Annotated in this window: 21 protein-coding genes and 1 tRNA gene; 4 read left to right on the top strand and 18 right to left on the bottom strand. The window is 65.6% G+C overall.

The annotated features are described in order from the left end of the window. Positions 1 to 18: 18 nt before the first annotated feature. The 11 genes from MRBLWH7_RS16750 to MRBLWH7_RS16700 all read right to left on the bottom strand — a co-directional run bounded on the left by MRBLWH7_RS16750 (position 19) and on the right by MRBLWH7_RS16700 (position 14,436). On the bottom strand, positions 19 to 2,094 hold the full coding sequence (locus tag MRBLWH7_RS16750; protein WP_341996532.1) for an FAD-dependent oxidoreductase: 2,076 nt from the start codon (positions 2,092 to 2,094) through the stop codon (positions 19 to 21). A 51-nt stretch (positions 2,095 to 2,145) separates the two neighbouring features. Next, positions 2,146 to 3,801: a CocE/NonD family hydrolase gene (locus MRBLWH7_RS16745; protein ID WP_341996530.1), complete on the bottom strand. Its 1,656-nt coding sequence runs from the start codon at positions 3,799 to 3,801 to the stop codon at positions 2,146 to 2,148. Positions 3,802 to 3,839: 38 nt separating this feature from the next. Continuing rightward, positions 3,840 to 5,258, bottom strand: a complete 1,419-nt coding sequence (locus MRBLWH7_RS16740) for an amidase (protein ID WP_341996528.1) — start codon at positions 5,256 to 5,258, stop codon at positions 3,840 to 3,842. Positions 5,259 to 5,309: 51 nt separating this feature from the next. After that, complete coding sequence (locus MRBLWH7_RS16735) at positions 5,310 to 6,947, bottom strand: ABC transporter substrate-binding protein (protein ID WP_341996526.1); 1,638 nt, start codon at positions 6,945 to 6,947, stop codon at positions 5,310 to 5,312. A gap of 142 nt (positions 6,948 to 7,089) precedes the next feature. Continuing rightward, the gene (locus MRBLWH7_RS16730; protein ID WP_341996524.1) at positions 7,090 to 7,920 is read right to left on the bottom strand and encodes an ATP-binding cassette domain-containing protein; all 831 of its coding nucleotides are present in this window, start codon (positions 7,918 to 7,920) and stop codon (positions 7,090 to 7,092) included. Continuing rightward, positions 7,917 to 8,921: an ABC transporter ATP-binding protein gene (locus MRBLWH7_RS16725; protein ID WP_341996522.1), complete on the bottom strand. Its 1,005-nt coding sequence runs from the start codon at positions 8,919 to 8,921 to the stop codon at positions 7,917 to 7,919. The genes MRBLWH7_RS16730 and MRBLWH7_RS16725 overlap by 4 nt, the downstream gene beginning before the upstream one ends. After that, complete coding sequence (locus MRBLWH7_RS16720) at positions 8,918 to 9,793, bottom strand: ABC transporter permease (protein ID WP_341996520.1); 876 nt, start codon at positions 9,791 to 9,793, stop codon at positions 8,918 to 8,920. Before MRBLWH7_RS16720 ends, MRBLWH7_RS16725 begins: the two co-directional genes overlap by 4 nt. Next, positions 9,790 to 10,734 (bottom strand): ABC transporter permease, encoded by a 945-nt coding sequence (locus MRBLWH7_RS16715; RefSeq protein ID WP_341996518.1) that lies wholly within the window; start codon positions 10,732 to 10,734, stop codon positions 9,790 to 9,792. Before MRBLWH7_RS16715 ends, MRBLWH7_RS16720 begins: the two co-directional genes overlap by 4 nt. A 108-nt stretch (positions 10,735 to 10,842) precedes the next feature. After that, positions 10,843 to 12,510: a CocE/NonD family hydrolase gene (locus tag MRBLWH7_RS16710; protein ID WP_341996516.1), complete on the bottom strand. Its 1,668-nt coding sequence runs from the start codon at positions 12,508 to 12,510 to the stop codon at positions 10,843 to 10,845. Positions 12,511 to 12,532: 22 nt separating this feature from the next. Then, the gene (locus MRBLWH7_RS16705) at positions 12,533 to 13,891 is read right to left on the bottom strand and encodes an NtaA/DmoA family FMN-dependent monooxygenase (RefSeq protein ID WP_341996514.1); all 1,359 of its coding nucleotides are present in this window, start codon (positions 13,889 to 13,891) and stop codon (positions 12,533 to 12,535) included. Continuing rightward, complete coding sequence (locus tag MRBLWH7_RS16700) at positions 13,855 to 14,436, bottom strand: nuclear transport factor 2 family protein (RefSeq protein WP_341996512.1); 582 nt, start codon at positions 14,434 to 14,436, stop codon at positions 13,855 to 13,857. Before MRBLWH7_RS16700 ends, MRBLWH7_RS16705 begins: the two co-directional genes overlap by 37 nt. Before the next feature lie 299 nt (positions 14,437 to 14,735). On the opposite strand from MRBLWH7_RS16700, the gene MRBLWH7_RS16695 reads away from it, so the two are divergent. Together MRBLWH7_RS16695 and MRBLWH7_RS16690 are read left to right on the top strand one after the other, a co-directional pair. Beyond that, on the top strand, positions 14,736 to 15,887 hold the full coding sequence (locus tag MRBLWH7_RS16695; protein ID WP_341996510.1) for a flavin reductase: 1,152 nt from the start codon (positions 14,736 to 14,738) through the stop codon (positions 15,885 to 15,887). Positions 15,888 to 16,067: 180 nt separating this feature from the next. After that, a complete protein-coding gene (locus tag MRBLWH7_RS16690) occupies positions 16,068 to 16,619 on the top strand; it encodes a hypothetical protein (protein ID WP_341996508.1) in 552 nt (183 codons plus the stop codon). Between the two features lie 557 nt (positions 16,620 to 17,176). Here MRBLWH7_RS16690 and MRBLWH7_RS16685 read toward each other — a convergent pair. Then, the gene (locus tag MRBLWH7_RS16685; protein WP_341996506.1) at positions 17,177 to 17,590 is read right to left on the bottom strand and encodes a hypothetical protein; all 414 of its coding nucleotides are present in this window, start codon (positions 17,588 to 17,590) and stop codon (positions 17,177 to 17,179) included. 701 nt (positions 17,591 to 18,291) lie between these two features. Between MRBLWH7_RS16685 and MRBLWH7_RS16680 the strand changes: the two genes are divergently transcribed. Further along, positions 18,292 to 19,290, top strand: a complete 999-nt coding sequence (locus MRBLWH7_RS16680) for a PHB depolymerase family esterase (protein WP_341996504.1) — start codon at positions 18,292 to 18,294, stop codon at positions 19,288 to 19,290. A gap of 204 nt (positions 19,291 to 19,494) precedes the next feature. After that, the gene (locus MRBLWH7_RS16675) at positions 19,495 to 19,755 is read left to right on the top strand and encodes an acyl-CoA dehydrogenase family protein (RefSeq protein WP_341996501.1); all 261 of its coding nucleotides are present in this window, start codon (positions 19,495 to 19,497) and stop codon (positions 19,753 to 19,755) included. A gap of 15 nt (positions 19,756 to 19,770) precedes the next feature. On the opposite strand, the gene MRBLWH7_RS16670 is transcribed toward MRBLWH7_RS16675, so the two are convergent. From MRBLWH7_RS16670 to MRBLWH7_RS16645, 6 genes are all read right to left on the bottom strand, one after another. Then, positions 19,771 to 19,863, bottom strand: a tRNA-Ser gene (locus MRBLWH7_RS16670). A gap of 276 nt (positions 19,864 to 20,139) precedes the next feature. After that, positions 20,140 to 21,099 (bottom strand): NADP-dependent oxidoreductase, encoded by a 960-nt coding sequence (locus MRBLWH7_RS16665; RefSeq protein WP_341996500.1) that lies wholly within the window; start codon positions 21,097 to 21,099, stop codon positions 20,140 to 20,142. A gap of 9 nt (positions 21,100 to 21,108) precedes the next feature. Beyond that, positions 21,109 to 22,101, bottom strand: a complete 993-nt coding sequence (locus MRBLWH7_RS16660; protein WP_341996498.1) for a zinc-binding alcohol dehydrogenase — start codon at positions 22,099 to 22,101, stop codon at positions 21,109 to 21,111. A gap of 58 nt (positions 22,102 to 22,159) precedes the next feature. After that, on the bottom strand, positions 22,160 to 22,954 hold the full coding sequence (locus MRBLWH7_RS16655) for an amidohydrolase family protein (RefSeq protein ID WP_341996496.1): 795 nt from the start codon (positions 22,952 to 22,954) through the stop codon (positions 22,160 to 22,162). A gap of 180 nt (positions 22,955 to 23,134) precedes the next feature. After that, complete coding sequence (locus tag MRBLWH7_RS16650) at positions 23,135 to 24,133, bottom strand: ABC transporter permease (RefSeq protein WP_341996494.1); 999 nt, start codon at positions 24,131 to 24,133, stop codon at positions 23,135 to 23,137. Then, complete coding sequence (locus MRBLWH7_RS16645; protein WP_341996492.1) at positions 24,130 to 25,674, bottom strand: sugar ABC transporter ATP-binding protein; 1,545 nt, start codon at positions 25,672 to 25,674, stop codon at positions 24,130 to 24,132. The genes MRBLWH7_RS16650 and MRBLWH7_RS16645 overlap by 4 nt, the downstream gene beginning before the upstream one ends. Between the last annotated feature and the right edge of the window lies 1 nt (position 25,675).

Genomic DNA, 25,675 nt, shown 5'->3' with positions numbered 1-25,675 from the left:
GGAATGACGTGGAGATCGTCAATCCAGCAACGGAAGCGCGACCCGCTCCCGCCGGTAGGCCAGGGGCACGTTGGGATCGGGGCCATCGATCTCACGGGCCAATCGCTGTCCGTCGAAGATGGAGTCGGCCGCCAGTCGTGGAGCTACGGCGTCTCCGATGCGATGAACAGCCGAGATCTCAGCCTCGCTCCAGTCCCCCTGGCGTTCGAGCAGCTCGCGATAGAGGCGATCCTCCGATACGCGCCTCGTGACAAGAACGACGGTGTCGCACGGCATCGTGCGCTCCTCGCCGAACTCGTTCGTGACACTGACCTCGTTCGTGTCGATCTTCGTCACCACGCTGCCGGTGAGGAACGTCACGCCGAGCTTGTGGAGATTTTGCCTCACGAGGGGGCCCTCGATCGTCTGGTCGCTGACGACCGCAACCTGAGGGAAGGGCGTGACGATCTGCACCTCGTACCCCTCGCGGACCAAGCGCTCGGCGAGACCAGACGCGACGACGTACCCCTCGACATCGAAGACCGTGACGCGCCGCCCTTCCGGCTTTGCGCCCCCGACCATGATGTCCTCCGGTGTCAGCACGTGGGGGCTGTCGCTGCCCGGGATGGCGGTGTGGTTGAAGCCGGTCATCCCGTCCCGCGCCCAACGCGCACCGGTGGCCAGCACCACGACCTCGGCGCCGTAGGCGAGAACATCATCCGCCGTCATCGATCGCTGGAGGAGGACCTCGACGTCGGGGTGGTTCTGCAGCTGCAGCTGCCGCCATTCGATGAGCCGGCCCCATTCGGAGAGCCCGGGGAGCTGCGAAACCCACCGCACGTGCCCGCCCAGCTCATCGGCTGCGTCGATGAGGTGCACGAGGAAGCCGCGCTTGGCAAGCGTCAGTGCGCATTCCATGCCGGCCGGGCCGGCGCCGACGACGAGGGCCGCGGTCCCCTCGCGGGGCGACGTGTCGAACCGCTCCGGGTGCCAACCGCGCCTGAACTCTTCCCCCGCCGTCGCGTTCTGGGTGCAACCGAGGTGTCGGCCGGTCTCGGACTTCAGCACGCACACGTTGCAGCCGATGCACTCACGCACTTCGCTGTATCGGCCATCCGAGATCTTCGAGGGGAGGAACGGGTCTGCGATAGACGGCCGCGCTCCTCCGATGAAGTCCAGCCGGCCGGAGGACACGAGGGAGGCCATCGTGTCGGGGTTCGTATATCTGCCGACGCCGACCAGCGGCTTGCGGGTGGCCTGGCGCATCAGCGCCGTCGGCTCCAATTGATATCCCTCTTTGAAGAACCGCGATGTCCCAGAGTCTTTCGTTCCGTCCTCGGTCGACTCCATGTTGACGTCCCAGACATCGACCAGAGGGTCGGCAAGTGAGACGAACTCCAGGATCTGATCGTCGGAGAGTCCCCGGCCGCGCAACGCTTCCATGCTCAGCCGCACCGCTATCGCGCAGTCGGACCCGACGGCACCGTTGACGGCTTCGAGGGTTTCGATCCAGAACCGTGCTCGGTTCTCCAACGAGCCACCGTATCGGTCGGTGCGGTGGTTGTAGAACGACGAGAGGAACTGCAGCGTGAGGTCGGAGCCGCCGTAGACATAGACGATGTCGAAGCCGACGTCTCGAGCGTTGCGTGCGGCTCTGACCCAGTCGTCCTGCACGCGGCGGATGTCCGATTCCTCCATGGCTTTCGCGGTCGCAAGAATGTCGAAGTCGCTCGGGAACTGCGAAGGCGCGATCGCCGGCCATCTGGACTCGTGACGCCAGGCGTACCCGCCGAGGTGGGTGAGTTCGATGCCCGCGAGCGACCCGTTCTTGTGAACGGCGTCCACCATCAGCGAGAGCGCGCGACCATCGTCGGTGTCCCAGATCCGTGCCGATGCTGATGGCGATTCGTCTGCGTCCGGGCTGACAGGTGCGTACTCGGTACACACGACCCCCCACCCTCCTTCAGCCTTCATTCCCCTGAAGGCTGCCTGGGACAGCGGTTTGTCTGAACCCATCCCTGCGCTGTGCGGTACGGCGTAGAAGCGGTTCGGGGCCGTCTTGGGTCCGATCCGGACCGGCTCGAAGAGTACGTCGTGTCGAGGGTCGCGAGTCATCAGTTCGTCTTTCTTTCAGTGCCGCGGATCCGCGGGAAGCAGCCTTGGTCGTCAGGAGGTCGGGCGCGGTAGCTGCATGTACACGAGTCGCGATGGACGTTCGGGTGAGGTGTGCAGCTGCTGACGGCTGACTGCGGAGGTCTCCGTCAGCCACCTGTTGCCGTCGACACCTGGATCATGGAGGTAGGTCGGGCTTTCACTGCTCGCGACATGCATGCGAAGCCGGTGGCCCGGTCGCAGCCGATAGCCGATATGGCCGAGATCCATGGAGGTTGTCACGGTCGATTCGTTGACGGCGAATACGGTGATCTGATCGCTCAGTAGCCGGTGCGCGGTTCCATCGGGTTCTACGTCGAAGAGCTTGACGAAGAGGTCCATCGAGGGTCGGGACGAAGCGACCGCGAGCTCCAACGCGACGGGGCCCACGATGTCCACGGGGTTTTCGGCGGCCGGGCCGTCGAAAGTCAGCACGTCCTGTCGCCGTCCGATGTCCGATTCGTCAGGCCACGTCTCGAGGATGGCGAGCGAGTCCCCGATGTCGGGGACGGGTTTACGCGGGTCGTGATTCCAGCGCGCAACCGACGCCTGCAGGGGCGGTTGCGGCAGCAGCCGCCCGCTGTCTTCGCGGGCCCGGTCGAGGTCGTGGAGGAAGAGTTCCGCCTTGACCGCCTCGCGCGGCGGCCACTGGTCGCCGTGGAAGTCGCCGACGTGGCCGAGCGTCCATCGCACCCGCGGCAGCACAGCTGGTGACGCCGTGCCGGCAAGGTAGACGTCGAAGAAGTCGAGGGCCGGGCCGAGGTATCTCGGCAGCAATCGCTCCAGCGCTTCATCATCACTCCCGTGCTCGTTGCCTTCGCAGGCTGGCGCGTCCGAGAGCTGGTAGTTCTCATGGTCGGTGGCGTCCGCGTTCAAATACTGGAACTGGGCCCAGGCCGGGTGCTCCGAGAGCTTCAGATAGGTATCCATTCCGGCCTTTGCAACCGGGTCGAACCATCCCAGAACGTGCAATGTCGGCACCGCCGGATGGTGAACGGGATGACCATCCGGAAACGGGAACCGAGGCACGGCACGCGGGAAGACCGAATCGAAAGCGGACGACCGCTTGCCGATGCTGGCGAAGAAGTCCTCGAACGCTGCCATGGGCGGGTCCGAGAGCTCCATGGGCGGCATGTGCTCGTCATTGTCGAGCCAGTACCCGGCCAGATACCGGGCCCAGGCAGCGGAAGGCGGACGACCGACCCCGTCATCCCGCGCGGGGTTCGGTCCGCTCGCACCGGTGCCCGTCTGCTGCGCGCCGGCGGCATCGCCTGTCGTGGCCGGAATCCTCAGCGAGGACATCCTTGGAACGATGGCGCGCAGCGCTTGATGTCCGCTGGCGAGGGCAGCCCATTGGGTGTAGGCGTAATACGAGTCACCGAACATGCCGACCGCGCCGTTGGACCAACCTGAGCGGACGATCCACTCGAGCGTGTCGTAGCCGTCGGGCACCTCGTGGACGATGTGGTCGGTGGATCCTTCGGATTCCCCCTTGCCTCTGACGTCTTGGACCACGAAGGCGTAGCCGCGGTCGTTGAACCACGGCGCGCACTGCGGCATGAAGGTGTACCGGTCGCGCTTCCCATAAGGAAGTCTGACCAGGACCGCCGGGCCTCGGTCCCGGCCGTCCGGCAGGTACAGGTCCGTTGCGAGCCTGACGCCGTCGCGCATGCGGACGGATGTGGCGATAGGTTCGCCTACGCGTAGCATCAGGATGCCTCCGCGACAGGATCCCGCGGGGTGAAGACGCCGACGCGCGACTCGACTGCGGCGGCCGCGGCCAGCGCGCGGCCCTCCTGGAATCGCCATCCAGCTATCTGCACGGCGTTCGGCATGCCGCTGGCGCCCACCCCGGCTGGGAGGGTGGCAGTGGCGAGCCCCAGCAGGCTTCCGGCGAGGTTGAGGGTATAACGGTCGCGCAGAGCGACGACGGCAGCGTCCACGTCGCCAGTGCGGTCGTAGGACACATCCCACGCAACCCCGGTATCGACGGGTCCGAGGATGAGCGGGGTCGACGACATCCTCTGCGACCACTCGGCGGCAATCCACGCGCGCTCCGCGGTGGCGAGCACATAGCCGCGAGTGTCGAGCACGTTGCTGGTGCCGATGCTGGCCTTCACCCACCGCTGCGCGTCTTCGCTGAACAGCTCGAGGAAGTCAGAAGTGAGCAACGAGCTGAGTTCGGTCGCGACGATGTCTCTCCACAGCTCCGCCGCGCGCTGAAGAGAGGGCATTTCACCCTCACGCACCGTGTAGCCGGCATCGCGAAGCGCGTCGGCAGCCACTTCCAGACCCTGGAGGACTTCCGGATCGAGTTCCGCGCCCGCGGTGTCGCGCAACATCACGACGTCGCAGGGACCCACCGGGCCTGTGGGTGCGTCCTCCCAGAACGGGTCGCGGGCATCTTCTTGACGGAGCACGTCGAACGCCAGGCGGACATCGCGAACGGAGCGTGCGATCGGCCCATCGGTGTAGAAGAACATCACGCCCATGCCGCGATCCTCCGGCGACTCCGGGGCGTAGGGGATTCGGCCGGGCGTCGGACGCAAACCCACGACACCGTTGTAAGCGGCCGGAAGCCGGATGGACCCGCCGAAATCATTGCCCAATCCGATGGGCGTCATCCCCGTAGCGACAGCGGCGGCATCTCCCCCGCTGGACCCGCCAGGGGTTCTGTTGGGGTCCCACGGGTTTCGCGTAGGACCGTAGAGCGGATTGTCCGTGTTCCAGCGCATTCCCAGATCGGGCATGTTGGTGCGCCCGTGGAAGATCGCACCTGCCCGTCGAAGCAGGCCCACCGGCGGTGAGTCTTCCTCGGCGAGGTTGTCGGAGAACGCCGCGTTGCTTTCGTCTGTCACCTGGCCGCGCACACCGAGGTTCGTCTTCACCGTGACGGGAACACCGTGCAACGGGCCAACGGGCTCCCCGGCAGCCAACGCCGCGTCAGCGGCATCCGCAGCTTGCAGCGCCTCGTCCTCCAGCTCCCGCACCACGGCGTTGGTGATGGGGTTCACCGCTCTGATGCGGTCCAGGTGTGATTGCACGACGTCGCGTGCAGTAACGCGCCGTTCGCGGATAGCCGCGGCCTGATCGGTTGCGTCCAGGCGCCAAAGTTCGTCTGTCGACATCGGATTTCCTTCTGGCACTAAATGTGGCGGGGTTTGCTGGCGAGGTGGGGGTCAGGAGGTTGCCCCGAGCAGGGCTGCCCAGGGGTAGCTCACATAGGCCTGGGTTGCGGGGACACCGGTCAGACCGTCACGCAAGTACAGACGCTCGTACTGGGTGGCCACCGGCACGGTGAGGTACGCGTCCTGCCAGATGTCCTGCCCCGCGATGTAGCTCTGCGCAGACTGCTCGGGATCGGTTGCCGTCAGCGAGTCGCGGAGGTTCGCCGTAGCATCCGGGTCGTCGTAGCCGATGAAGTTGACGAGACCGTCGGGATTGACGAACGTGCCGGTGTAGCTCCGGAAGATCGGCGTCTCGTAGTAGCCGGAGGTGGCGAGAAGGTCGACATCCTCACGCGCCTCCGGGGTGAAGAAGAGATCGAAGACCTGCGTGTCCTGCAGTTGCTCGATGGTCATGTCCAGCCCGATCTCCGTGCCCGCCCCTTGCATCAGGGTCGCAGCGGCCAGTGCGGTCTGATCCCCCGCGGTGATCGCGATCGTGAGCGATGTGTCCGAGAGGTTCGCCTCCTCGATCAGCTTCGTGGCGGCCTCGATGTCGGGGGCGGCGCTCCCGGGCAGTTCGTCGTAGGCGGACAGGAGCGCAGCGCTGGCGGGGTTTCCTGCGTAGGCGAACGGGGGGACGAACCCCTTCATCGGCGCGCCTGCGCCGCCGAGCACACGGTCGACGAAGCTCTCGCGGTCGATCGCGAGACTCAGTGCCTCACGGACACGTGCATCGCTCGCAGGACCGCTGGGGTCCACGGGTCCGAAGAGGAAGTATTGCGTGCTGTCTCCGAAGTACAGCGCGCCCTTCCCCTTGGAGAGCGCGCTGATGCCCGCCGCGGGCACCGCGTATGCGCCGTCCAGGTCTCCGCTCAGGAGGGCGCTGGTCAACGTGTTGTTGTTGACGATCGCATCGAAGTGGACGGTGCGGGTGCGCGGAGTGAGATCTGGGTTCCAGTAGTTGTCGTTGGCGACGATCTCGATTCCCTGCCCGGATGTCCACTGGCCGAGCGTGTACGGCCCCGTGCACTGGAGCCCTCCAGCCGGGGTGCCGTAGTCCGCTCCTGCGGCCTCGACCGCACTTCGCTGGCTGATCGCTCCACTCATCCCAGCCAGGATGGCAAGCACATCAGCGTTCGGTTCGCTCAGGGTCACCGTGACATCCAGCGGGCCGGTCGCTTCGATCGATTGAACCGGAGCGTACTGGTAGCCGTTCACGGCGCCTGAGGCCGGATCGAGGTTTCTGTTGAGGCTGAAGGCGACGTCATCGGCCGTCAGCGACTGGCCGTTCCAGAACTGGACGTCGGGGCGGACGTGGAAGACATAGACCTCCGGGGACGGCTGGTCGTAGGACTCGGCGAGTCCCAGATCGACCGAGAAGTCAGGCTGGACTTGCATGAGTCCTTCGCAGAGGTTGCTCACCACCGTGTTCTGCGCAATGGTGCCCACCAAGATCGGGTCGAGAGTCGTGGGTTCATTGCCGGAGAGCCCCCAGGTGACCGAGTCCACGTTGCCTGTCGCCTCGGGGGTGAGCACGGTCAGGTCGGTGGAGGTGAAGGTCGGTGAGGGCTGGGGCGATGATGTGCAGCCGGTGAGGACGACCGCGAGGATCGCGATGGGCACCGCGGCGCGGTAGGTGTGACGGTTCATGAACTCTCCTGATGGGCGTCGGCTAGCCGCCAGGCGGATAGCGAATGCTGTGCTTCTTTGCTGCTGCCGTGCGGCGCTGCACGGACGTCGGACCAATCGGGTTCGCGCGACCCTGAGGCCGACGCGATGTGTAAGGATCGCGTCACACCCCCTCTCGCGACGCCGCGATGACGTGTCTGCGCGGAATCCAACCGGGACGGGGAACGGAATCGATGAGCCGCTTGGTATAGGAGTGCTGCGGATCGCGGAGCACCGTATGGACGGGGCCTCGCTCGACGATGGAGCCTCGGAGCATGACCACGACGTCATCGCATACCTCTTCGACGACGGCGAGATCGTGGCTGATGAACAGCAGGGCGATTCCTTGCTCCGCGCGGATTCGCACCAGCAGGTTGAGGATCTGTGCCTGAATCGAGACGTCGAGTGCTGCGACTGCCTCGTCCAGCACCAGCACTGCCGGCTGGGCTGCCAGAGCCTTGGCGATCGCGACACGTTGGCGCTCACCGCCGGACATCCCGCGCGGAGTCACCCCCAGATGCCGTTCATCCAGTCCGACATCGCGAACAAGCGACCTCACCCGCGCGTGCAGTTCCTTCTTGCTGAGGCCGAAGTGCAGCTTCACGCACTCTGAAAGCGCCGACTCTACGGTCTGCCTGGGATCCAGGGAACTGTACGGGTCTTGGAACACCATCTGGATCTGCCGCGCCCTACGTCGCCGCCCGCGACTTTCGCCAGCCGGCGCACCGGCCAGATCGATCGTTCCGGCCGTTGGCCGTTCCAGACCCATCACCATGCGTGCGCACGTGGACTTTCCCGACCCGGACTCCCCCACAATCGCGAGCGATCCGCCGGCGGCGAGCTCGAACGACACGTCGTCGACCGCGACGAACCGCTCTTTGCCGATGCGGTGTGATGAGAGGACGCGGAACTCCTTGCGCAGGTGACTGACGGCGAGCACTGTCGACTTGTTCATGCCTCCCCCTTCCCTCGTCCCAGGTCTAGCGGGGTCTTCTCGATCGACAAGAGGGGATGATGGCAGGCTGCGGCGGAAATTCCTTGACCTCGCAGGGCGGGACGCTCGGCGCGGCAAACCTCCGTGGCGCGCGGGCACCGTGGATGGAACGGGCAGCCGGACGGAGCCTGGAAAGCCGCGACTGGGTGTCCGGGAATGGGTTGAGAACGCGCTCCTGTGATGCCGAGCCCGGGTCTCGCGGCCAGCAGCGCCCCGGTGTAGGGATGGGTGGCGGAGGTGTGGAGGGCCCGGGCGGGGAGAGCCTCCACGATGGATCCGGCATACATGACGGCGATGCGATCGCAGCCCGCTGCTGCCAGATCGAGATCATGCGTCACGAAGACCATCGCCAATCCTCGACGTTGACGCTGTTCGTTGAGGATCGCCATGACCTCCTCCTGGGTCGTCACGTCCAGCGCCGTCGTGGGCTCATCTGCGAGGAGGAGACGCGGCTCCGACACGAGCGCCTGGGAGATCATCACGCGCTGAAGCAGGCCGCCCGACAATTCGTGCGGGTACTGATTCATGCGGCGAGCAGCGTCGCTCACACCCACCGACTCCAGCGTGGCCACTGCACGGTCGTATGCGGCCCGGCGACTGAGCCCCCCGGCGGCGATCAGCGACTCGCACACGAAGTCCCCGATCCGTGCCAACGGGTTGATGGAGGCCTGCGGATTCTGGAACACCGATGCCACATCGCGGGAGAGGAACGCCCGAAGCGCGCGACCACGGAGGTTGAGCACGTCGATTCCGTCGAAACGGATCGTGCCGACAACGCTCGCGGCGGAGGGCAGGAGCCTGAGGATGGCCTTGAGGGTCATGGACTTCCCGGAGCCCGATTCTCCGACGAGGCCGAGAGATTCGCCTTGGCCCAGAGCGAGGGACACGTCACGCACGATCACCCGGTCCTCGCCGCCGACGGTGACGGAGATGCCGATCGAGTCCATCTCGAGGAGGGTCATGCGAACTCATCAATCTGGAAGCGGCGCGCAATCCTGTCGCCGAGTGCATTGAAGGCGACGACGGTGCCTATCACGGCGAGAGCGGCGTAGAGCGACTGCTGCGGGTAGCCCGCGATGATGGAGGCTTGCCCATCGGCGGCCATAGCTCCCCACTCCGGGGTCGGAGGCTGAACCCCGAGACCGAGGAAGGAGATCGCCGCCAGGTCTAGCATCGCGTAGCCGTAGAGGATCGCCGCCTGCACCACGATGAGCGGGGCGACATTCGGGAGCAGGTGAGCGATCCAGATGCGCAGCGTGGGCGCCCCCTGGGTCTCCAGCGCCCCCACATATGCCAGCGCCCGCTCCCGGCGGATCACGGGACGGATCACCCGGGCAACGCTCGGGGTGTAGCTGACGGCGAGAGCCAGCACGGGCGGAAAATAGCCGGCGCCGAAGATCGCGACGACGGCGATCGCGAGAACCAGGCCCGGAAACGAAAGCATCACATCGACGCAGCGCCCGACCGCAACATCGAGGGCTCCCCCGTACCAGGAGGCGACCAGCGCCAGCGCAACGCCGGCGACGACTGCGATGACGACGACGATCGCGGGTGCCGAAAGCGTCAGGCGCGCGCCGTAAAGCAGGCGCGAGTAGATGTCGCGCCCGAACTCGTCCGTCCCCAGAGGGTGCGCCCACGACGAGCCGGCATAGGCATCGAGGGGGTCCAGCGCCAAGGGGTCGTAGGGTGCCAGCCACGGTGCGAGAACCGCTGCGAGCACGATCGACGCACACGCCAGCCCTGCCGCACCGAAGAACCACCCGCCCGGGGACACGCGGGACTTCATCCCCTGGCGCAGGGCGATGTGCTGAGTGCTGCTGCTGGGGCTTGTCACGAGAGTGAACCCTCCGTCCGCGGGTCGATGCCCGCCACGATGACGTCGACGATGGTGTTGACGACAACGAACACCGTGACCACGATCATGGAGACGCCCAGCACGACAGGAATGTCCTGTTGCGACGCGGCAGTGACCAGCAGGGAACCGATTCCGCTCACGCCGAACGCCTGCTCGGCGACAGCGGTTCCCGCGACCAAGCCCGCGACGGTGAGCCCGACAAGCGTGATCACGGGAGGGGCCGCGTTTCTCAGCACATGTCGCCTGACCACCAACGAGGAAGGGATGCCGCGGCTGCGGGCGACCGCGACATGCTCCGAGTGCAGCTCCGAGCGAATGGCCGACTGCGTCACGCGCGCCACGTACGCGACGTACATCAGCGACAGCGAGACCGCGGGCAGCGTGAGGTGCCACAGCCTGTCGAAGAATCCCGTGCCGGTGCCGTAGATGGGGAACCAATCGAGCTGCGTCGAGAACAGCCAGATGAGCAGCACTGCGACGGCGAAGGCGGGCGCTCCCATCGCGATCGTCGTCCCGGTGTTGATCCATGTCGCGGCCCACCGTCCGCGAAGCGCTGCGATGATCCCGAGTCCCACTCCGAACACGGAGATGAGGACAGACGCATAACCGACGAGCATCACCGTCGTCAGGCCACGATCAAGAATCAGCGACACCACGTCCGTCCGGAAAGCAGTCGAGCGACCGAGATCTCCTTGCACCGCACCGACCAGCCACAGCCAGTACTGGACGAGGAACGGCTGATCGAGGTGGTACTCAGCTCGGATGAGCGCCAAAGTCTCGGGGTCCGGATTCCGCCCTGCCAACAGCTCCGCCGCGTCACCGGGAGCGACATGCACTGCGGCGAAGATCGCAAACGATGAGATGAGCAGGGTTACGCCGAGCGCAACCAGGCCCTTGATGAGAACGCGGATCTGCTTCATGTCCGGCCCCGGGAGCCGCCACGGGCGGGTAGACAGAACATCTTCATCGCGACGCTCCTTTCTCGTGTAGCGACGTCGAGGTCGTGGTGAGTGCGGGTTCAGCCGAACTCACTGGGATCGCGGTAGGCGAAGGACGCTCTCGAACGAGCCGCCGGACAAGATGGTCCAGGTTCCGCTGTTCCGCAGCGATTCGTGGAGGATCTGCAGCGGCGGCACGCCGGACTCCGTGACTCGCTTCTGGAAGTCGCGGCCTTGAATTGTCAGTCTCAGAGTCTCCCCGGCGTGAAAGACGGTTCCACTCGCCCAGATCTCGATGTCCAGCTTGACCGGCTCTCCCGGCACGAGGGGCTCCTCATTCGTGTGCGGGTGATGTGGCACGAGGAGCGTGGACTGATCGTCCGTCTCCCGATGACTGGCGCGCAGCCATCCGAGCGCCACGGGGCCATCGCTGAAGATCGAACCCGTCGGGAACGCCACCTCGGCTCCCGCACGATCGATCTTCCGGAGGATGACGAAGATGTCCGCGTCGGTCGAATGATCGGCAGCAAGCCAGAGCGTGAGGGATGCAGGGCCGACGATGTCGGTCTCACGGTCGAACGTGTACTCGAGGCTGATGCTGTCGCTGGTCGCGTCGAAGCTGTCACTGTGCGGTGTCTCCACGCCGCTGCGGTGAAGAGCCTTCGTGGAAAGGTCCAGGTGCAACGGCAACACCTCCTGCGCGAACTTCGCGTCCTCGAAGTTCTTCCAGATCGAGTCGTCGCTTCGTCCGGTATCGCGGATCTCTGCCGATACGCGGGGCCAGTGCTCCAGTCCGACCTCCATGCCCTTCAGGTAGGTGTCGAAGAACTGGCGTTGCCGTTCGACGCTGTCGGGGTGGTAGAAGTACATCCACTTCTTCTGCCCGTGCACTTCCAACCACTTGTCGGCCGAACTGATCTGATCGAAGGCGTTCAGCGTGCCTCGCGTGTGCAGACCATGGTCACTCCATGAAGCGACCATGTAGGTCGGGATCGTGATCTGGTCGATCGCGCCGTACTTCTCGGCGTAGTACCAGTCGTCAAAGGGGTGCGCCCACATGTTGGCGGCCGGGTCCTCGGTACGCCCGCGGCTATAGGACACGTTGGTTGAGACGCGCGGTCTGAAGCCGGTCTCGGGGATTCCGCCGTGGGTCGCGAACTCGCGATACCAGTCCGAGAAGCACTCCCACGGACTGATCGCCTTGAGCGAGGGCGGAGCCGCGGAGGCTGCCTGATACTGGCTGCCTGCAAGGTACGACACGCCCAGCATCCCCACGTTTCCACTGGACCACGGCTGGGCTGCGAGCCACTCGATGGTGTCGTAGAGATCCTCACGTTCCTGAGGACCGTTGTGAGAGAAATCGCCCTCGGAGTTCCAGAGCCCGCGCGGATCCGCGACCACAACGGCGTAGCCATGCGAGGTCCAATAGATCGGATCGGGTGCCTCGAACGCAGTCAGATCGGAGATCCACGCGGGATCCACCCCGGACCCGGGGTACATGTGGTTGGTCAGCCAGTGCTTTCCGTACGGACCCCACGCGAGCAGCATCGGCGCCCCACCAGCGGTCTCTCGTGGCCGATAGACATCGACGTAGATTCGTGCGCCATCACGCATCGGCACGGCGGTGTCGTAGTCGACGACCATCCCTCTCAGCTCGATGGTCCTGCTGTCGACGGGCGGAGGTGCGGGCTTGCCGACCACCTGGGTCGGGTCCACGCCGAGGCGCATGATCTTGAACTGCAGTTGCGTGCCAGTCATGGTGCGAAGCTCGTCCGGCGCTTCAGAAGAGGACGGTCGGACGCGGGATGCCGAGGTGGTCACGAAGCGTGCTCCCTTCGTACTCGGTGCGGAAGAGGCCCCGGTGCTGCAGTTCGGGCACGAGCTTGGTACAGATCCGTTCGAACCCTTCGGGGTTATAGGGCGAGTTGAGGTTGAATCCATCGCACGCGGGCGCCTCGAACCATGCTTGCATCTGATCGGCGATGCTGGAGGCGGTGCCGGCGATCCACTGGTGGCCCGTGGAACGTGCTCGTTTCACAATGAGATCGCGCAGGTCGAGGCCCTGCTCCACGGACATCCGCCGGTAGATCGCCTGCCGGCTGGTCATCTGGGCGATCTGGTCGAACCGCTCTTGCGGAACCGGCTCGTTCAGGTCGATGTCGGAGAGGTCCACCCCGAGGTCTCCAGCGAGTTGGAGTCGGCCCTGCTCGATGTCGAGGAAGGAAGCCAGCTCGGCCGCGATCTCGTCTGCTTCCTTCGACGTGTCCGCAACCACCGGAACGATGCCGGGGATCACCTTGGGCGGCAGCGCCGATCGCCGCAGCCCTGCCGCCTGTGCACGATTCGCCTGCCGACGCACGTCAGCGTAGAACTTGACGGCCTCATCGAAGTCCGGCTGTGCGGTGTAGATCGCGTCGGCCACACTGGTTCCCAGTTCGAGACCAGGCCCGGATGAGCCCGCCTGGACGAGCACGGGGCGCCCCTGAGGCGGCCGCGGAATGTTGATCGGTCCCTCGACCGCGAAGAACTCGCCCGTGTGGTTGATCTGTCGAAGCTTGTCGGTCTCCAGCCACTTGCTGGCGGCTCGGTCAGCGATGACGGCGTCGTCCGACCAGCTGTCCCAAAGTCGCTCGACCACGCGCACGAACTCGGTGGCTCGGCGATAGCGATCGGCCGCAGCCGGGGCTTCGGCGATGCCGAAGTTGCGGAATCCGTCGGAGGACGTGACGATATTCCATCCCGCTCTGCCCGCCGAGAGGTGATCGAGCGAGGACAGCTGTCGGGCGACGTTGTACGGCTCGGAGAGCGAGGTGGACAGGGTCCCGATCAGACCGATGTTCGTCGTGGTGGCCGCGAGTGCCGCGAGCGTGGTCATCGGTTCGTAGAACCCGTTCATCATGGTGTCGCCGCGCATCGTGGGGCCGGCATGAACGATGTCGCCGAAAAAGACTGCGTCGAGCTTCGCCTCTTCTGCCATGCGTCCGAGATCGCGGACGTAGGCGAGGCCGGGCACTTCCTCGGCGCGGCTGCCGTCGCGGCGCCAGCTGTTGCGGTGGTACCCCAGCGGCACCACAAAAGTGGTGAGGATCATCTTTCTCATCGTCAGACTCCCTCCGAAAGCTGGGGTGTCGCCTGCCAACTGGCCCCGGGACGGCCGGCCCCGCCCAGCACACGACCCTGCTCGCCCGCTGCGACGAACTCCTCATCGTGGTCAGGGGCGTGCACACGGAACCACAGCTTGGAGATCTTCCACTGCCCGTCCACGCGGCGGTACTCGGTCACGTAGGTGCCCTCGGACCACGGGCCCCACACACGCATCAGGCCCCACGTCGTGCGGAAGTCCGCCTGCAGCCGATGCCAGGTCCACACGCCGGATGCGGACTCGCCGTCCTCTGAGACGGTGATGTCGGGGGACGAGAGGATGTACCCGTCCTTCGCCAGCACGACACCTTCCAGTTCGGCGCCGAACATCTCTCGAATCGCCTGCCGACCGACGTGCACGCCGTGGTGCCGGATGTCACAGACGGCATCGTCTGTGTAAGCGGCCGCCACGGCATCCCAGTTCCGCGAGGCGAGGTCGCGGACATAGTTCTGATGGAGCCGACTGATGGCCTCGGCGGACTCGAGGCGTTCTATCCGCCTCGAGAGTTCCTCGAGCGACAGGCTCGTGTGCAGCGTGGGCATGTTTTCCAATCTGTCGCCTTCAGCTCGGATGAGCGGCGCGTCCAACGGCTTCGTCAGCGAATCGAACGGCGGTCATCGTCGTTCGTGGGCCGTTCAACCGCGATCCAACGGGTGATGGAGCCACGGTAGATGATTTCATGAAGATAGTCCATAGCTGAACTAGTTTTGCGCGCGTGTTGACCGCAAGGCTGCAGGTTCGTCAGCGTATCTAATGCAGGACTTCACTAACTACTCGATTCCAGCTATGGTGCCAGGGGGCAGCCCAGCGAACTCAAACGCCTCGACCAAAGGAGCGACAGGTGAGCACCGCACCAACCCCACCCGAGCAGTCGACCGTCCTTGGGAACGAGGACTTCAGAACCGTCTTCGGCCACTTTGCTTCGGGAGTGACCGTCATTACGACCCAACTCGAGGGACAGCCGTTCGGAACGACGGCATCCGCGGTATCGTCGTTGTCCCTCGATCCGCCGATGATGCTGGTCTGTTTGAACCGGTCGAGCTCGACACACGACGCTCTGGTCCGGGCCAAGCGCTATGCGATCAACATCTTGGCTGCGGAGCAAGCAGACGTCGCCGCGCGCTTCGGGCGGAAGGGCGCCGACAAGTTCATCGGGACGCCGTATCGAATGAGTTCGAACGGGCTGCCCCTCATCGACGGCGCACTCGCAACGATCGAGTGCGAGATATCCGACACCGCCACAGGTGGCACCCACACGATTTTCATCGGTAAGGCTCTTCAAGCCAGCGCCCGTGCTGGGGATCCGTTGGCGTACTACCGGGGACGGATGGACCGCCTCGAGCGGACTGTCGAGGCCGAAACCGACGTCGCCGTTCGCAACTGGATCTTGCGCAGGGCGGTGCCGGCGGGCGAGGCAATCGAAGTTTCGCTGCTCGCGGCGACGCTCGACGCGGAGCCTTCCTTCGTATACAACGCTCTCGTACGGCTCGGCGCGCAGGGTCTTGTCACGCGTGATCGAACCGGCGCCTTCACTCCCACTGCCATCACCGCCGATTTCGTGGACAATCTCTACGCAGCTCGACAGGCAATCGAGATCGGAGTCATCGAGGGGTACCTCGAACACGCGCCGGATGACGCGCTCGAACAGATCACTGAGCGGGGGGTCGCGCTTGCCGAGTCGCCGACGGACACGTCGGCGGAACTCGACGCCTTCCTCGAAGCCAACCTCGACTTCCATTGCGCGATCATCGGATTGGCCGGGTCCCGCCAGCTCGCAGTGCAGTTCCGTCAGCTCTCGATCGCACCGCTCTGGCGCGACACATACACCTCCGAGATGTGGAAGAAGCAGATGGGACACCCCCTGATCCAGCGCCTCACCGAAGCGCTATCCGCACGCGATGCGGCGGAATCCCGCAGCATCATCCAGTCGCAGGCCGAGTTCATCCGGAACGCTGCACGTGCGGTCATCGAACAGCGCGGCGGTGCCATGTAAGGCCTTGGACGCCGCCGCGGGGCGCTTGCCTCCAGGCGCTCGAACGCGGAGGTCGCCTCTGGTCCGCGCGGAGAGGTACGCCCCCGCCCCGTACTAGCCTGAGCTTCTAACGCCGCGAGGTGCCGAAGCCACGCCACGGGCTGTCGCTCCAAGTCCGTCTCAGTGAGAGGTGCAAACCCCGTGAACCAGGTACCCCAATCGGGCAGGCCCGACGAGAACTTCCTGACGTTTGTGGATATGGCGTCAGAACGGTCCCGAGCGAGTCTCGGAAAGGACGGGTCAGGGCTGGCCACCCCGATCAGCCTGCTCATTCGACGACTCAATCGTCGTATGGCCGCCGACAGCGAGCGACTGCTTCCTGATGGCCTCAGCATGGCTAACTTCCGCGTGTGCTTCACGCTCTGGGTGGCAGGCCCGCTCGAGCCCCACCGCGTCGCTCAGGCATCGTTGATGAGCCGTGCTGCCGTTTCCGCGGCTCGGAAAATGCTGGAGGCGCACCAATTGGTCACTGCGGAGACCTCAGCGGCCGATCAACGGTCCATCGTGCTCTCGCTGACCCCGAAGGGCGTCGCGCTGACCGAGGAGATTCACGCAAAGAATCTCGCGATAACGGAGCAGTACTTGGCGGTGCTGTCCCCCTCGGAACAGCATGTCCTCGTGGGTCTTCTTGGAAAGGTGGCCGACAGCAGCAGTGCGTCGCCCTCCTCGCCAGACGACTTCTCGACGATGTGATCCGGCTCCATCGCAGTTCTCCGCGAGTCTTGGACGCGATGATCGATTGCGATCACGCCTGCCTGCTGTACGTCGCTACGCTTCGCGCTCCGACGTGATGTGCTGGAGCAGGGTAGCGACCGACAGCGCCCGCGCGTCCGCTCCACCGGGAGGCGGCGTGCGCCGCACGGTATACCCGAAGCTGATGCAGGTCGCGGGGTCATGAAATCCGAGCGCGCCGAATGCGCCGTCGTGCCCGAAGGCGCGGAAACTACCGAAGGCGAGATTCGGGCTCGGCTTCTGGAAGACGACTCCGTATGCAGCGTGAGTCCCGTGATCCGACGCACCAGCTCTGAGGCGAGAGTGCCGATCGTGAGCCCGTGGTACCCGAACGCCGCACCGGGCCGCCACCACGGGAGCTGATCGACGAGACGGGCTGCGCCGGCATCCGCCATCTCCTCGCTCGTGAGGCTCGGGTGCCGTCGGAGTGCGTCGAGTAGGTGGGCTTCACGCCGGGCTTTCTGGGGCAGCGCGCACCGCCGAGGACGAGCGTCGACGGATGAGCGGGAGGAGTCGGGTCAGGACGCCGAAGCGTCAGGTCCGCGTTCGGCTGACTCGATGAGTGAGATGAGGAGGCGGTGGACCCGGCGCATGTCGATCGAGGGGTCGTACAGCCACTGCAGCTGCAGACCGTCCATCGCGGCGAGGATCAGTGCGGCGACGTCGTGCCTGCCGAGGTGATGGGGCAGATCGAACTCGTCGCCGTCGTGCGCGTCGATGCGCTCACGAACCACGGAATAGCGGTTGCGGATGAGGTCGAACGCCGGATTGTCGTCGGTCAGGCCCCCGGCCTGGATCACCGTGAGGAACTGCATCCACACCTGGTCGTCCATGTTCCAGTGGATGAGCTGGTCGTAGCCTGCCAGCGGCGACGCCTCTCCGAGGCCGAGCCGGTCGACCAGCTCGGCGTCCTCCGCGAACCGGCGCTGCACGACGGCGTCCAGGAGCAGCTCCTTCGATGCGAAGTGGTGCAGCAGACCGGACTGGGAGATGCCGACGCGCTCGGCGACCGCAGCGAGCGATACTGCGGGACGGGCTCAGTAGTGAATGCAAACGATTGTTTCATTGACCATTCAGTCCCAATGGAGTTCCCAGCCCGGGGTGCTGTCGGGGGCGGTGCACCATCCGGCAAACGTCCTGGGCGGCACGCACGCGGCACATCACTCACCACTTCATTCAGCCAGGACTTGGCGGCGCGCCGGCGTCTCGGATCCGGGGTACGGAGGTCGTGTCTGTTACCGAAATACATTCTTGACCAGGCTTTTAAGGAGTTCCGAGACAATCACGCGATTTCCAGGCCGGCGGCTGACGTGTCGCCCGGGATTCGCGCAACCGGAGATAGTCACAGCCCCTAACGATCGGACATTTCGGTCTTGACGCCATCACTTGACGGACTCTAATCTTGCGCAAACGATTGCAGACAAATGATTGATTCTCAGCGGAGAGATCACTGCCGTCCCCTCTTGGGGGCGACCACTGAGGCCAGTGCCGGGTGCGCGGGCTTCCGGCTGGTGAGGCTGATCGCTCCTGCGCCCGTCGCAGTCGTCGCTCACACCCCACAGGAGATGGAGAACCAGCAATGCCAAGGACGCCTTCCTCAACACGACGCGGACCGATTCCACTGCAGGGCGTCGTGAGAACCGCCGGCCTACTGAGCGCGGTGCTGCTGAGCGCGAGCCTCGTCTCGTGCGCCGCTCCCGGAACTCCCCCGCCCGACGCCGCGTCCACCGCGCCGACCGAGGAGTGCTCGATCGCGGTGGAACCGGGCATCAACGAGATCCCCCTGAAGTCTGGTGGCGTCTCCCGGCCGTTCCTGCTCTATGTGCCAGCCAGCTATGACGGGCACACCCCCATCCCGGTCGTCATCAACGGACACGGCAGCACCAGCGACGGGGAAGAACACCTGTCCTACAGCGCGATGATCCCGGTCGCCGACGAGCATGGCTTCGCGATCGTCGCACCGACGGGTGCCGTCGAATACACCCGGGGACACATCTGGAACTTTCCGGGATTCCCGCTCTTCGGCGGCAGCGAGCTGGCTCCGGAGGGCACCCCCGACGACGACCTGATGATTCGCGACCTCATCGCCGAGCTACCCCAAGCGATCTGCGCAGACCAGACCCGCATCTACGCGACCGGTTTCTCCGCCGGCGGCCGGATGGCCTCACGTCTCGCGTGCTCGAACGCGGACCTCGTCGCGGCGGTCGGAGCCGTCGGTGGACTCCGAGCCGGATCCGAGCCCGATATCGCCGATTGCCACCCGTCCCGACCGGTGCCCGTCATCGCGTTCCACGGCGATGCCGATCCGGTCAACAAGTTCGAAGGCGGCACGGGCACCATGACCAACTTCGGCTACGGCGTTCAGGCTGGCGTGGAACAGTGGGCCTCTATCGACGGCTGCGACAGCACTCCCGAGGTCGAGGAGGTCACGCCTACGGTGGACAGTGCGACCTATGGCGGGTGCGCGAAAGACAGCGAGGTCGTGTTCTACACGATCAAGGGCGGCGGCCACACCTGGCCCGGCAGCGGTTTCCCTCTGCCAGCCGATCAGTTCGGCGCGACGGACATGTCCATCAATGCCAGCGAGCTGATGTGGAGGTTCTTCGAGACCCACCAGCTGCCTGCGACGTAGCCAAAAGGCTTCCTTTGGCCCGCGCCGTGCCGCGGGCCAAAGGCTGCCGATCATACGGAGAGGCAGAACGCGCGAGATGACGACAACCTCCAGCGGTCCCAGCCGGGATGCGACCCCGGGGCGACCTGGGCTGAAGACGACACGAGTGTCGCCCGGTGAGGATGGAGTCAGCGCATTCGGTCGCGACCACGTTAGGAGAGTCAAGTGAGCAGTGCAGTTCAGGAAGCCCCGACCATGGACGCCTTTTTTGGTGCGCCCGGTCCCGACCCGGAGATTGTGGCAAAGGCACGGGCCCTGCAGCCGCTGATCCGGGAGTTCGCCGCACAGGGCGAAGCCGACCGCCGCGTCCCCGAAGAAGTCATCTCCGCAATGAAGGACGCGGGCCTTCTCCACATCTCCATCCCGCGCCGGTGGGGAGGCTACGGCGCGAACTTCCGCACGTTCATCGAAGAAACCTCCGCTTGATCGGGGGTTTTTCTGCGGAGACGGAGGGATTTGAACCCTCGGTCCCCTTGCGAGGACTCCACCTTAGCAGGGTGCCCAGGAGCAAATTCCGCGCCACGCAGTCATCTCGCGCCGCGCTCAATTAAACCCTGATCAGGTTCGATTCTTGGGCCGGATACACCACCCGCATTCGTGTCCGGACTAACACTCCAGACACTGTTGACTCACCCAGAATCGGGATGCTCGGGAGGCTCGGGGACACCTGGGGGACACCTGGTGGACGTAGCCCGCTCCAGCACCTGCGCAGCCCGCGCCCTCACCTGTCGGCGTCTACTGCAAGAACTGCGCTGCGGTGCGGGCCGCCAGCGCAACACCGATCTAAGCCGGCACGGAGCGTCGAGCTTCTTACCCAGGCATCTGTACAGCGACTTTTCCGATCACTCCCCTATCGAGAAACTGGAACGCTTCGGCAACGCGAGCGAAGGGCACTGAGGCCGTGATCGGAGCGCGCAGAACGTGCGCGTCCGCGAGCTGGGCAACACGATCAAGCACATCGGCACTCGCCTCACTGAGTACATTGACTCCGGTGCCGGCCTTGACGCGCGCCTGGTCGACCGCGTGTCGGGTGGACACGACACGGCCGCCCGGGCCCAGGAGCCGGTGTGAGAGCGCGGTCAGCACTTCGGGGGTGGACGTGATGACGTCGATGATGGCCGCCACCCCGTGGGGTGCGAGGGCGCTGACAGCGCCTTTCAGATCTCCCGCGGTCCAGTCGACGGCATGAGTCGCGCCAGCTTCTCGGATGTAGTCGGCCGCCGACGGGCGCGCTGTCGCGATCACGGCAACGCCCTGTGCCGCAAGGAGCTGCACGACATATGTGCCGACACCGCCGGTCGCGCCGTTCACCAGAACGAGGTCGCCTCGTGTCAGAGCGCCGGTTGCGTCGACGCAGTGCAGAGCCGTGATCGCGGCGAGCCCGAGCACGCCTGCCTGTTGATCGGTGATGGTTGTTGGCGTCGGCGCTAGGTGCTCGCGGGGTGTCGCGAGCAGGGGTGCCAGGCTGCCCCGGGCGGCGATCCGCTCGCGGACGAGGCCGAAAACGCGATCTCCCACGGCGAGGTCGTCCACCTCGCGTCCGACGGCCTCGACCACACCTGCGAAGTCGCTGCCGAGAACGACCGGATAGCGATACTGCATGTACCTCGCGGCCTCGCCCGTGGCGACCTGACCGTCGTGCGGATTCACGGACGCGGCCGTGACACGGACCAGGACTTCACCCTTATCGACCTGAGGCGTGGGCACTTCCAGGAAGCCCGGCTCGGTGTCGACCGCGGCGAGGGCGTAAGCCAGCATCTCGTCTGCCATGCTCGCGCCCTACGCCTCACGCCAGTCGAACAGCGGAGCGACGAGCGACCGGTCGCGTTCGAGTACACGGCTGAAAACGGCGGGGGCCTGGGCGGGCGGGAACGCCGGGCTGACCAGTGACGAGACGTTGAGACGGCCTTCGGAAAGGAGGCGCAGATAGTCCTGTGTGGCCGAGCGTGCGAGCGCTGGGCGGCTGTTGACGAACCCGCCGATCAGGTGCAGGCCTTTCACGAAGATGGCACCGTAGTCCAGTTCCATGCGGCCTCCGAAGCCCGTGGACAGGATCACTGTGCCAAGTGGACCCGCTAGGCGGATCGCGAGGTCGGTGCCGCGTGGGCTGCCGGACAGATCGATGGTCTTGGTGATACCGCCCGATTCCTCCAACAGGTGCGAGAGTGCCTCGTCGTCGGTCGGATCCAGGGCATCGGTCGCGCCCGCTGCTCTCGCCATCCCACGACGTGACTCCACCAGGTCGAGAGCGACGATTCTGGCAGCCTGTGCCTCGCGGGCGAACTGCACGGCGAGGTTTCCGATCGGGCCCTGCCCCACGATGGCGACTGCGTCTCCTGGCTGGACGTCCGCCAGGGCTACGACGAAACCCGCGGTCTGACCGAGAAGGAAGAACGCCGCCTGCTCGAACGAGACAGATTCGGGGATCTCATCCACATCTGCGGCCCGCGCGACGGAGTGGGTTGCGTGCGCCCCCAGCGGTCTGCCGAGCCTGTCGAACGGTGCCACCACGCGGTCGCCGACATTCCAACCGCTGACGCCTTCTCCAACCTCGACGATTCGCCCCACTCGTGAGTACCCGGGCACGAACGGAAACGTCGTGCCGAGCACGATGTGGGATTCGGGGCTGGCCAGCCACTCCGCCTCGGTCCCCGGGCTCACCAGGCTGATCGCGTGTTCGATCAGGATCTCCCCGCTTTCCGGTGGCTCGATCTCGATGGACTGGACCTGAACCTCGCGGGGCCCGGTCCATACGACGGCCTGCGCTTCCATGGCGCCTCTCCTCTCGTTTGCGGTGATGCCCGCCGTTCGGGCATCGGGCGGGTCGAGTTCAGGGCAGGAGCCCCGGGACCTGGTTGTCGAGAATGGACCGGCGCAGCGGCTCGGCGATCTCGCGTTGGAAGAAGCCCGTCGTCGCCGTGCGCGGCACAAACGGGTCGTCTGTTGCGAACACGATCCGGTCCGTTCCGTAGAAGTCGATGGCCACCTCGAGTGCGCCCGGTGTGCTGGAGGCGGCATCGACGAAGAAGCGCTCACGCGCGTAGCTGTCGATGTTCCCCGTCGCGAGTACTCGAAGTCGGCCAGAGACGTAGGGCAGCACGCCCCCGAGATGCGGGTGCAGCGCGGTCAGCGTTGGGCATTCGTCGAGGATGCCGTTCTCGATGAGCGAGAGAGCCAGGTGGGCGGTATCGAACATCCAGTTCAGACCGCGTTCGATCGGGTCGCTCGGGTTCAGCTGCCAGAGACGCGAGCGCATGGCAGGGTGCAGCACGCAGGTCAGGCCGGCATCATTCATCGCCCGGTAGATCTGAAGGTGGTCGCTGGTCGCTGGCGCGCGGTCTGCATAGTTGGTCAACACGCAGGCGCCTCGAAGACCCAGGTCGGCGGCTTGCCGCAGCGCGTTGGCCGCGATCTGCGGGTATTGCATAGGCACCATCGCCAGGCCGACGAATCGATCGGGGATCTCGCTTTGCATGCGTGCTGTTTCACGGTTGAGGAAACGCGATGCCTCCGCAGCTTCCTCTTCGCTCAGCCCCGCGTACCCTCCGAAGAAGATGGGGCTGGAGACCATGGTCGAGATCCCGTGCCGGTCCATGTCTTCGAGGCTGCGTTCGATGTCGAACAACCCGGGAGGCGTACGCCACAGCTGATCAGGCCCAAGCTCGACCTCTGGTGGTTCGGCATTCCGGCTTGCGCGTGGATAGTCATGCCGCTGCTGGAGGCGCTCCAGATAGCTCTGTGGAGCCAATGCGTCTGATAGTCGACGATGCCAGTCACGCGTACTCCCTCGGTCGGCGATCTCCGGTCAGCGACCCTTTCCCTCCCGACGGCGGCGAAGGTACGTCGAGACGAAGACGGCGATGACGAGCGCGACACCGTTGAAGACGTCGTCGACCCAGGATTGCGAACCGGCGAGGGTCAGTCCACTGACGCTCACCGCGACGAACAGGACGCCGATGAGGGTGCCGACGACGTTGAAACGTCCGGGACGGATGGCTGTGGCTCCGAGGAAGACCGCAGCCAGCGCCGGGAAGAGGAGCTCTGTCCCTCCGCCGGGATTGGCGCCGCCGGTGCGGGCGGAGAGCAGAACTCCTGCGATACCGGCGAGCATGCCGGCGAGCACGAAGCTCGCGAGCGTGAGTCCGGTGGTGTTGACGCCCACGAGGTTCGCAGCCCGCCGGTTGGAGCCGAGGGCGTAGAGGCGTCTGCCGAACGGGGTCCAGGTGAGGGCGTACCAAGCGATGATCGCGACGACGATGACGACGAAGAGCACCTGCGGCAGCCCGAGCCAAGTCGTCGAGCCGAAGGCGATCATCGCCGGGTCGATGCCATAGATCGGCAGCCCTCCCGAGTACCACTCGATGAGTCCTGCCAGCACGGTGGCGATGCCGAGTGTGGTGATGAACGCGTCCAGTTGGACGATCGCCACAAGCCACCCATTGAGGAGCCCGACGAGCGTGCCGAAGGCCACCGCGAACAGGATGGCGAGGAAGACCGGGAGGTGCAGGTGAGCCTGTGCGGCCGCGCAGACCATGGCGGCCGCCATGGCGTTGGCTCCGATGGAGAAGTCGAAGTTGCCAGTGATGAGGGGCAGCATCACCGCGATCGCGCAGACCATCACCACTGATTGGTTTGCGAGGACGACCGACAGGTTGGCGGGTGTGAAGAAGGTCGCCGCGCTGGCGGGCAGGACGGTGAAGAAGATGACGATCCCGATGAGCAGGATCAGTAGTCCGTACTGCTCGCCGATCGCGGAGAAGTTCGATCTCTGCACGGGGATCGTGCGGGTGGTCGTGGAGGTCATGCGGCTTCCGGCTCCTCTGCCATCATCGCGTTGGTGATTTCGTCCCGAGTCGTCTCGGGGGTGGATAGGACGGCGGCGACGCCGCCCGCTCGGAACACCGCGATCCGATGAGTGATCGCGAGGAGTTCGTCGAGGTCGGAGGATGCCACCAGCACGGTGGCTCCGGCTTCTGCGGCAGCGGCGATCGTCGTGTAGATGTCGTGGCGGGCGACGACGTCGACGCCCTGGGTGGGCTCCACCAGCAGGATCAGCTGGGGTGAGCGCTGGAACCACCGGCCGACGACGACCTTCTGCTGGTTCCCGCCGGAGAGGACTCCGAGGGGTGCATCGGGCCGGGGCGCGCGGATAGCGAAATCCGTAATCGCCGTCGACGCGAACCGCTTCTCCTTGCCGGTGAGCAGGGCGAACCCGTTCCACACGCGGTCGAGGATCGAGACGGTGATGTTGTGGGCGACGGAGATGTCCGCGAACGCGGCGTCCGCGTGCCGGTCCGGTGGGATGAACGCCGCGCCGAGGCGCATGGCCTGTGCTGGTGTCTTCGGTGCGTACGTCGCGCCGTCGAGCGTGACCCGGCCGGCGAGCGGTCCTGCTGCGCCGAACAGACTGGCGACGACGTCGGTGTGGCCGGCACCGTCCAGCCCGGCGAGTCCGAGGACTTCGCCGCGTCCGGCTTCGAGCTGCACGTCTCGGGCAGCTCCGGTCGAGAGGCCTTGCACCTGCAGCGCCGTGGCGCCGGCGGCATGGGTGAGGAACGAGGCGGGGAGCTCTCGCCCTTCGCCGCCGGTCATCAAGCTGACCACACGGCGTAGCGGCATCTGGGCGAGGCTGTCGCTGCCGACGGTGCGGCCGTCCCGGAACACCGTCACGTCGTCGGCGACGGCGGAGATCTCGTTGAATCGATGGCTGACCAGGATGATGGTCTGCCCGAGCTCTGCGCGGACGCGGATGGCGGTCATCAGCTCACGTGCGTCGTGCTCGCCCAGCGCGGTGGTCGGCTCGTCCAGCAACAGGATGCTGTCCGACCCGCCGGCGTCGCTGAGCGCCCGGGCGATGGCCACCATGGAGCGCTGGCTGGGTCTGAGATCCGCGACCCGGGTGCGGGGATCGGCGGAGATGTCGAACTCGTCGAGGAGATCCTGTACCTCTGAGCGCATCCGACGCTCTTGCACGGCGCTCCAGCGAGTCGGGTAACCGCGGCTGAGCGCAACGTTCTCGGCGATGCTCAGCTGCGGGAACAATCCGAGGTCCTGATGAACGAAACGTAGGCCGAGGGTTCGGGCTACCGACGGGGAGACCTCGGGTAGTTCGAGAGACTTCTCCCCGATTGCCAGGCTGCCTGCGTCCGCCGTGTAGACACCGGCAAGGGACTTGATCAGGGTGGACTTCCCGGAGCCGTTGCCACCGAGCAGCGCGTGCACCGTCCCTCGCCTGACGGTCAGCTCGGCGCCCACGAGTGCCCGGAAGTGGCCGAACGTCTTGGACGCGTCGCGTGCGCTGAGGGCGACGTCGGTGGATGGTGACACGCGCTGCTCGGTGGACATC

The sequence above is a fragment of the Microbacterium sp. LWH7-1.2 genome, from assembly GCF_038397755.1.
Lineage (GTDB): Bacteria > Actinomycetota > Actinomycetes > Actinomycetales > Microbacteriaceae > Microbacterium.
The sequence above is the reverse complement of the archived record's forward strand: the minus strand, read 5'-3'. Positions and strand labels throughout refer to the sequence as shown.

What these genes read in the sequence shown, in the direction of transcription:
- MRBLWH7_RS16750 (WP_341996532.1), bottom strand. Translation starts at nt 2,094, where the DNA reads ATGACTCGCGACCCTCGACACGACGTACTCTTCGAGCCGGTCCGGATC.
- MRBLWH7_RS16745 (WP_341996530.1), bottom strand. Translation starts at nt 3,801, where the DNA reads ATGCGCGACGGCGTCAGGCTCGCAACGGACCTGTACCTGCCGGACGGC.
- MRBLWH7_RS16740 (WP_341996528.1), bottom strand. Translation starts at nt 5,258, where the DNA reads ATGTCGACAGACGAACTTTGGCGCCTGGACGCAACCGATCAGGCCGCG.
- MRBLWH7_RS16735 (WP_341996526.1), bottom strand. Translation starts at nt 6,947, where the DNA reads ATGAACCGTCACACCTACCGCGCCGCGGTGCCCATCGCGATCCTCGCG.
- MRBLWH7_RS16730 (WP_341996524.1), bottom strand. Translation starts at nt 7,920, where the DNA reads ATGAACAAGTCGACAGTGCTCGCCGTCAGTCACCTGCGCAAGGAGTTC.
- MRBLWH7_RS16725 (WP_341996522.1), bottom strand. Translation starts at nt 8,921, where the DNA reads ATGACCCTCCTCGAGATGGACTCGATCGGCATCTCCGTCACCGTCGGC.
- MRBLWH7_RS16715 (WP_341996518.1), bottom strand. Translation starts at nt 10,734, where the DNA reads ATGAAGCAGATCCGCGTTCTCATCAAGGGCCTGGTTGCGCTCGGCGTA.
- MRBLWH7_RS16710 (WP_341996516.1), bottom strand. Translation starts at nt 12,510, where the DNA reads ATGACTGGCACGCAACTGCAGTTCAAGATCATGCGCCTCGGCGTGGAC.
- MRBLWH7_RS16700 (WP_341996512.1), bottom strand. Translation starts at nt 14,436, where the DNA reads ATGCCCACGCTGCACACGAGCCTGTCGCTCGAGGAACTCTCGAGGCGG.
- MRBLWH7_RS16665 (WP_341996500.1), bottom strand. Translation starts at nt 21,099, where the DNA reads ATGGCAGACGAGATGCTGGCTTACGCCCTCGCCGCGGTCGACACCGAG.
- MRBLWH7_RS16660 (WP_341996498.1), bottom strand. Translation starts at nt 22,101, where the DNA reads ATGGAAGCGCAGGCCGTCGTATGGACCGGGCCCCGCGAGGTTCAGGTC.
- MRBLWH7_RS16650 (WP_341996494.1), bottom strand. Translation starts at nt 24,133, where the DNA reads ATGACCTCCACGACCACCCGCACGATCCCCGTGCAGAGATCGAACTTC.
- MRBLWH7_RS16645 (WP_341996492.1), bottom strand. Translation starts at nt 25,674, where the DNA reads ATGTCCACCGAGCAGCGCGTGTCACCATCCACCGACGTCGCCCTCAGC.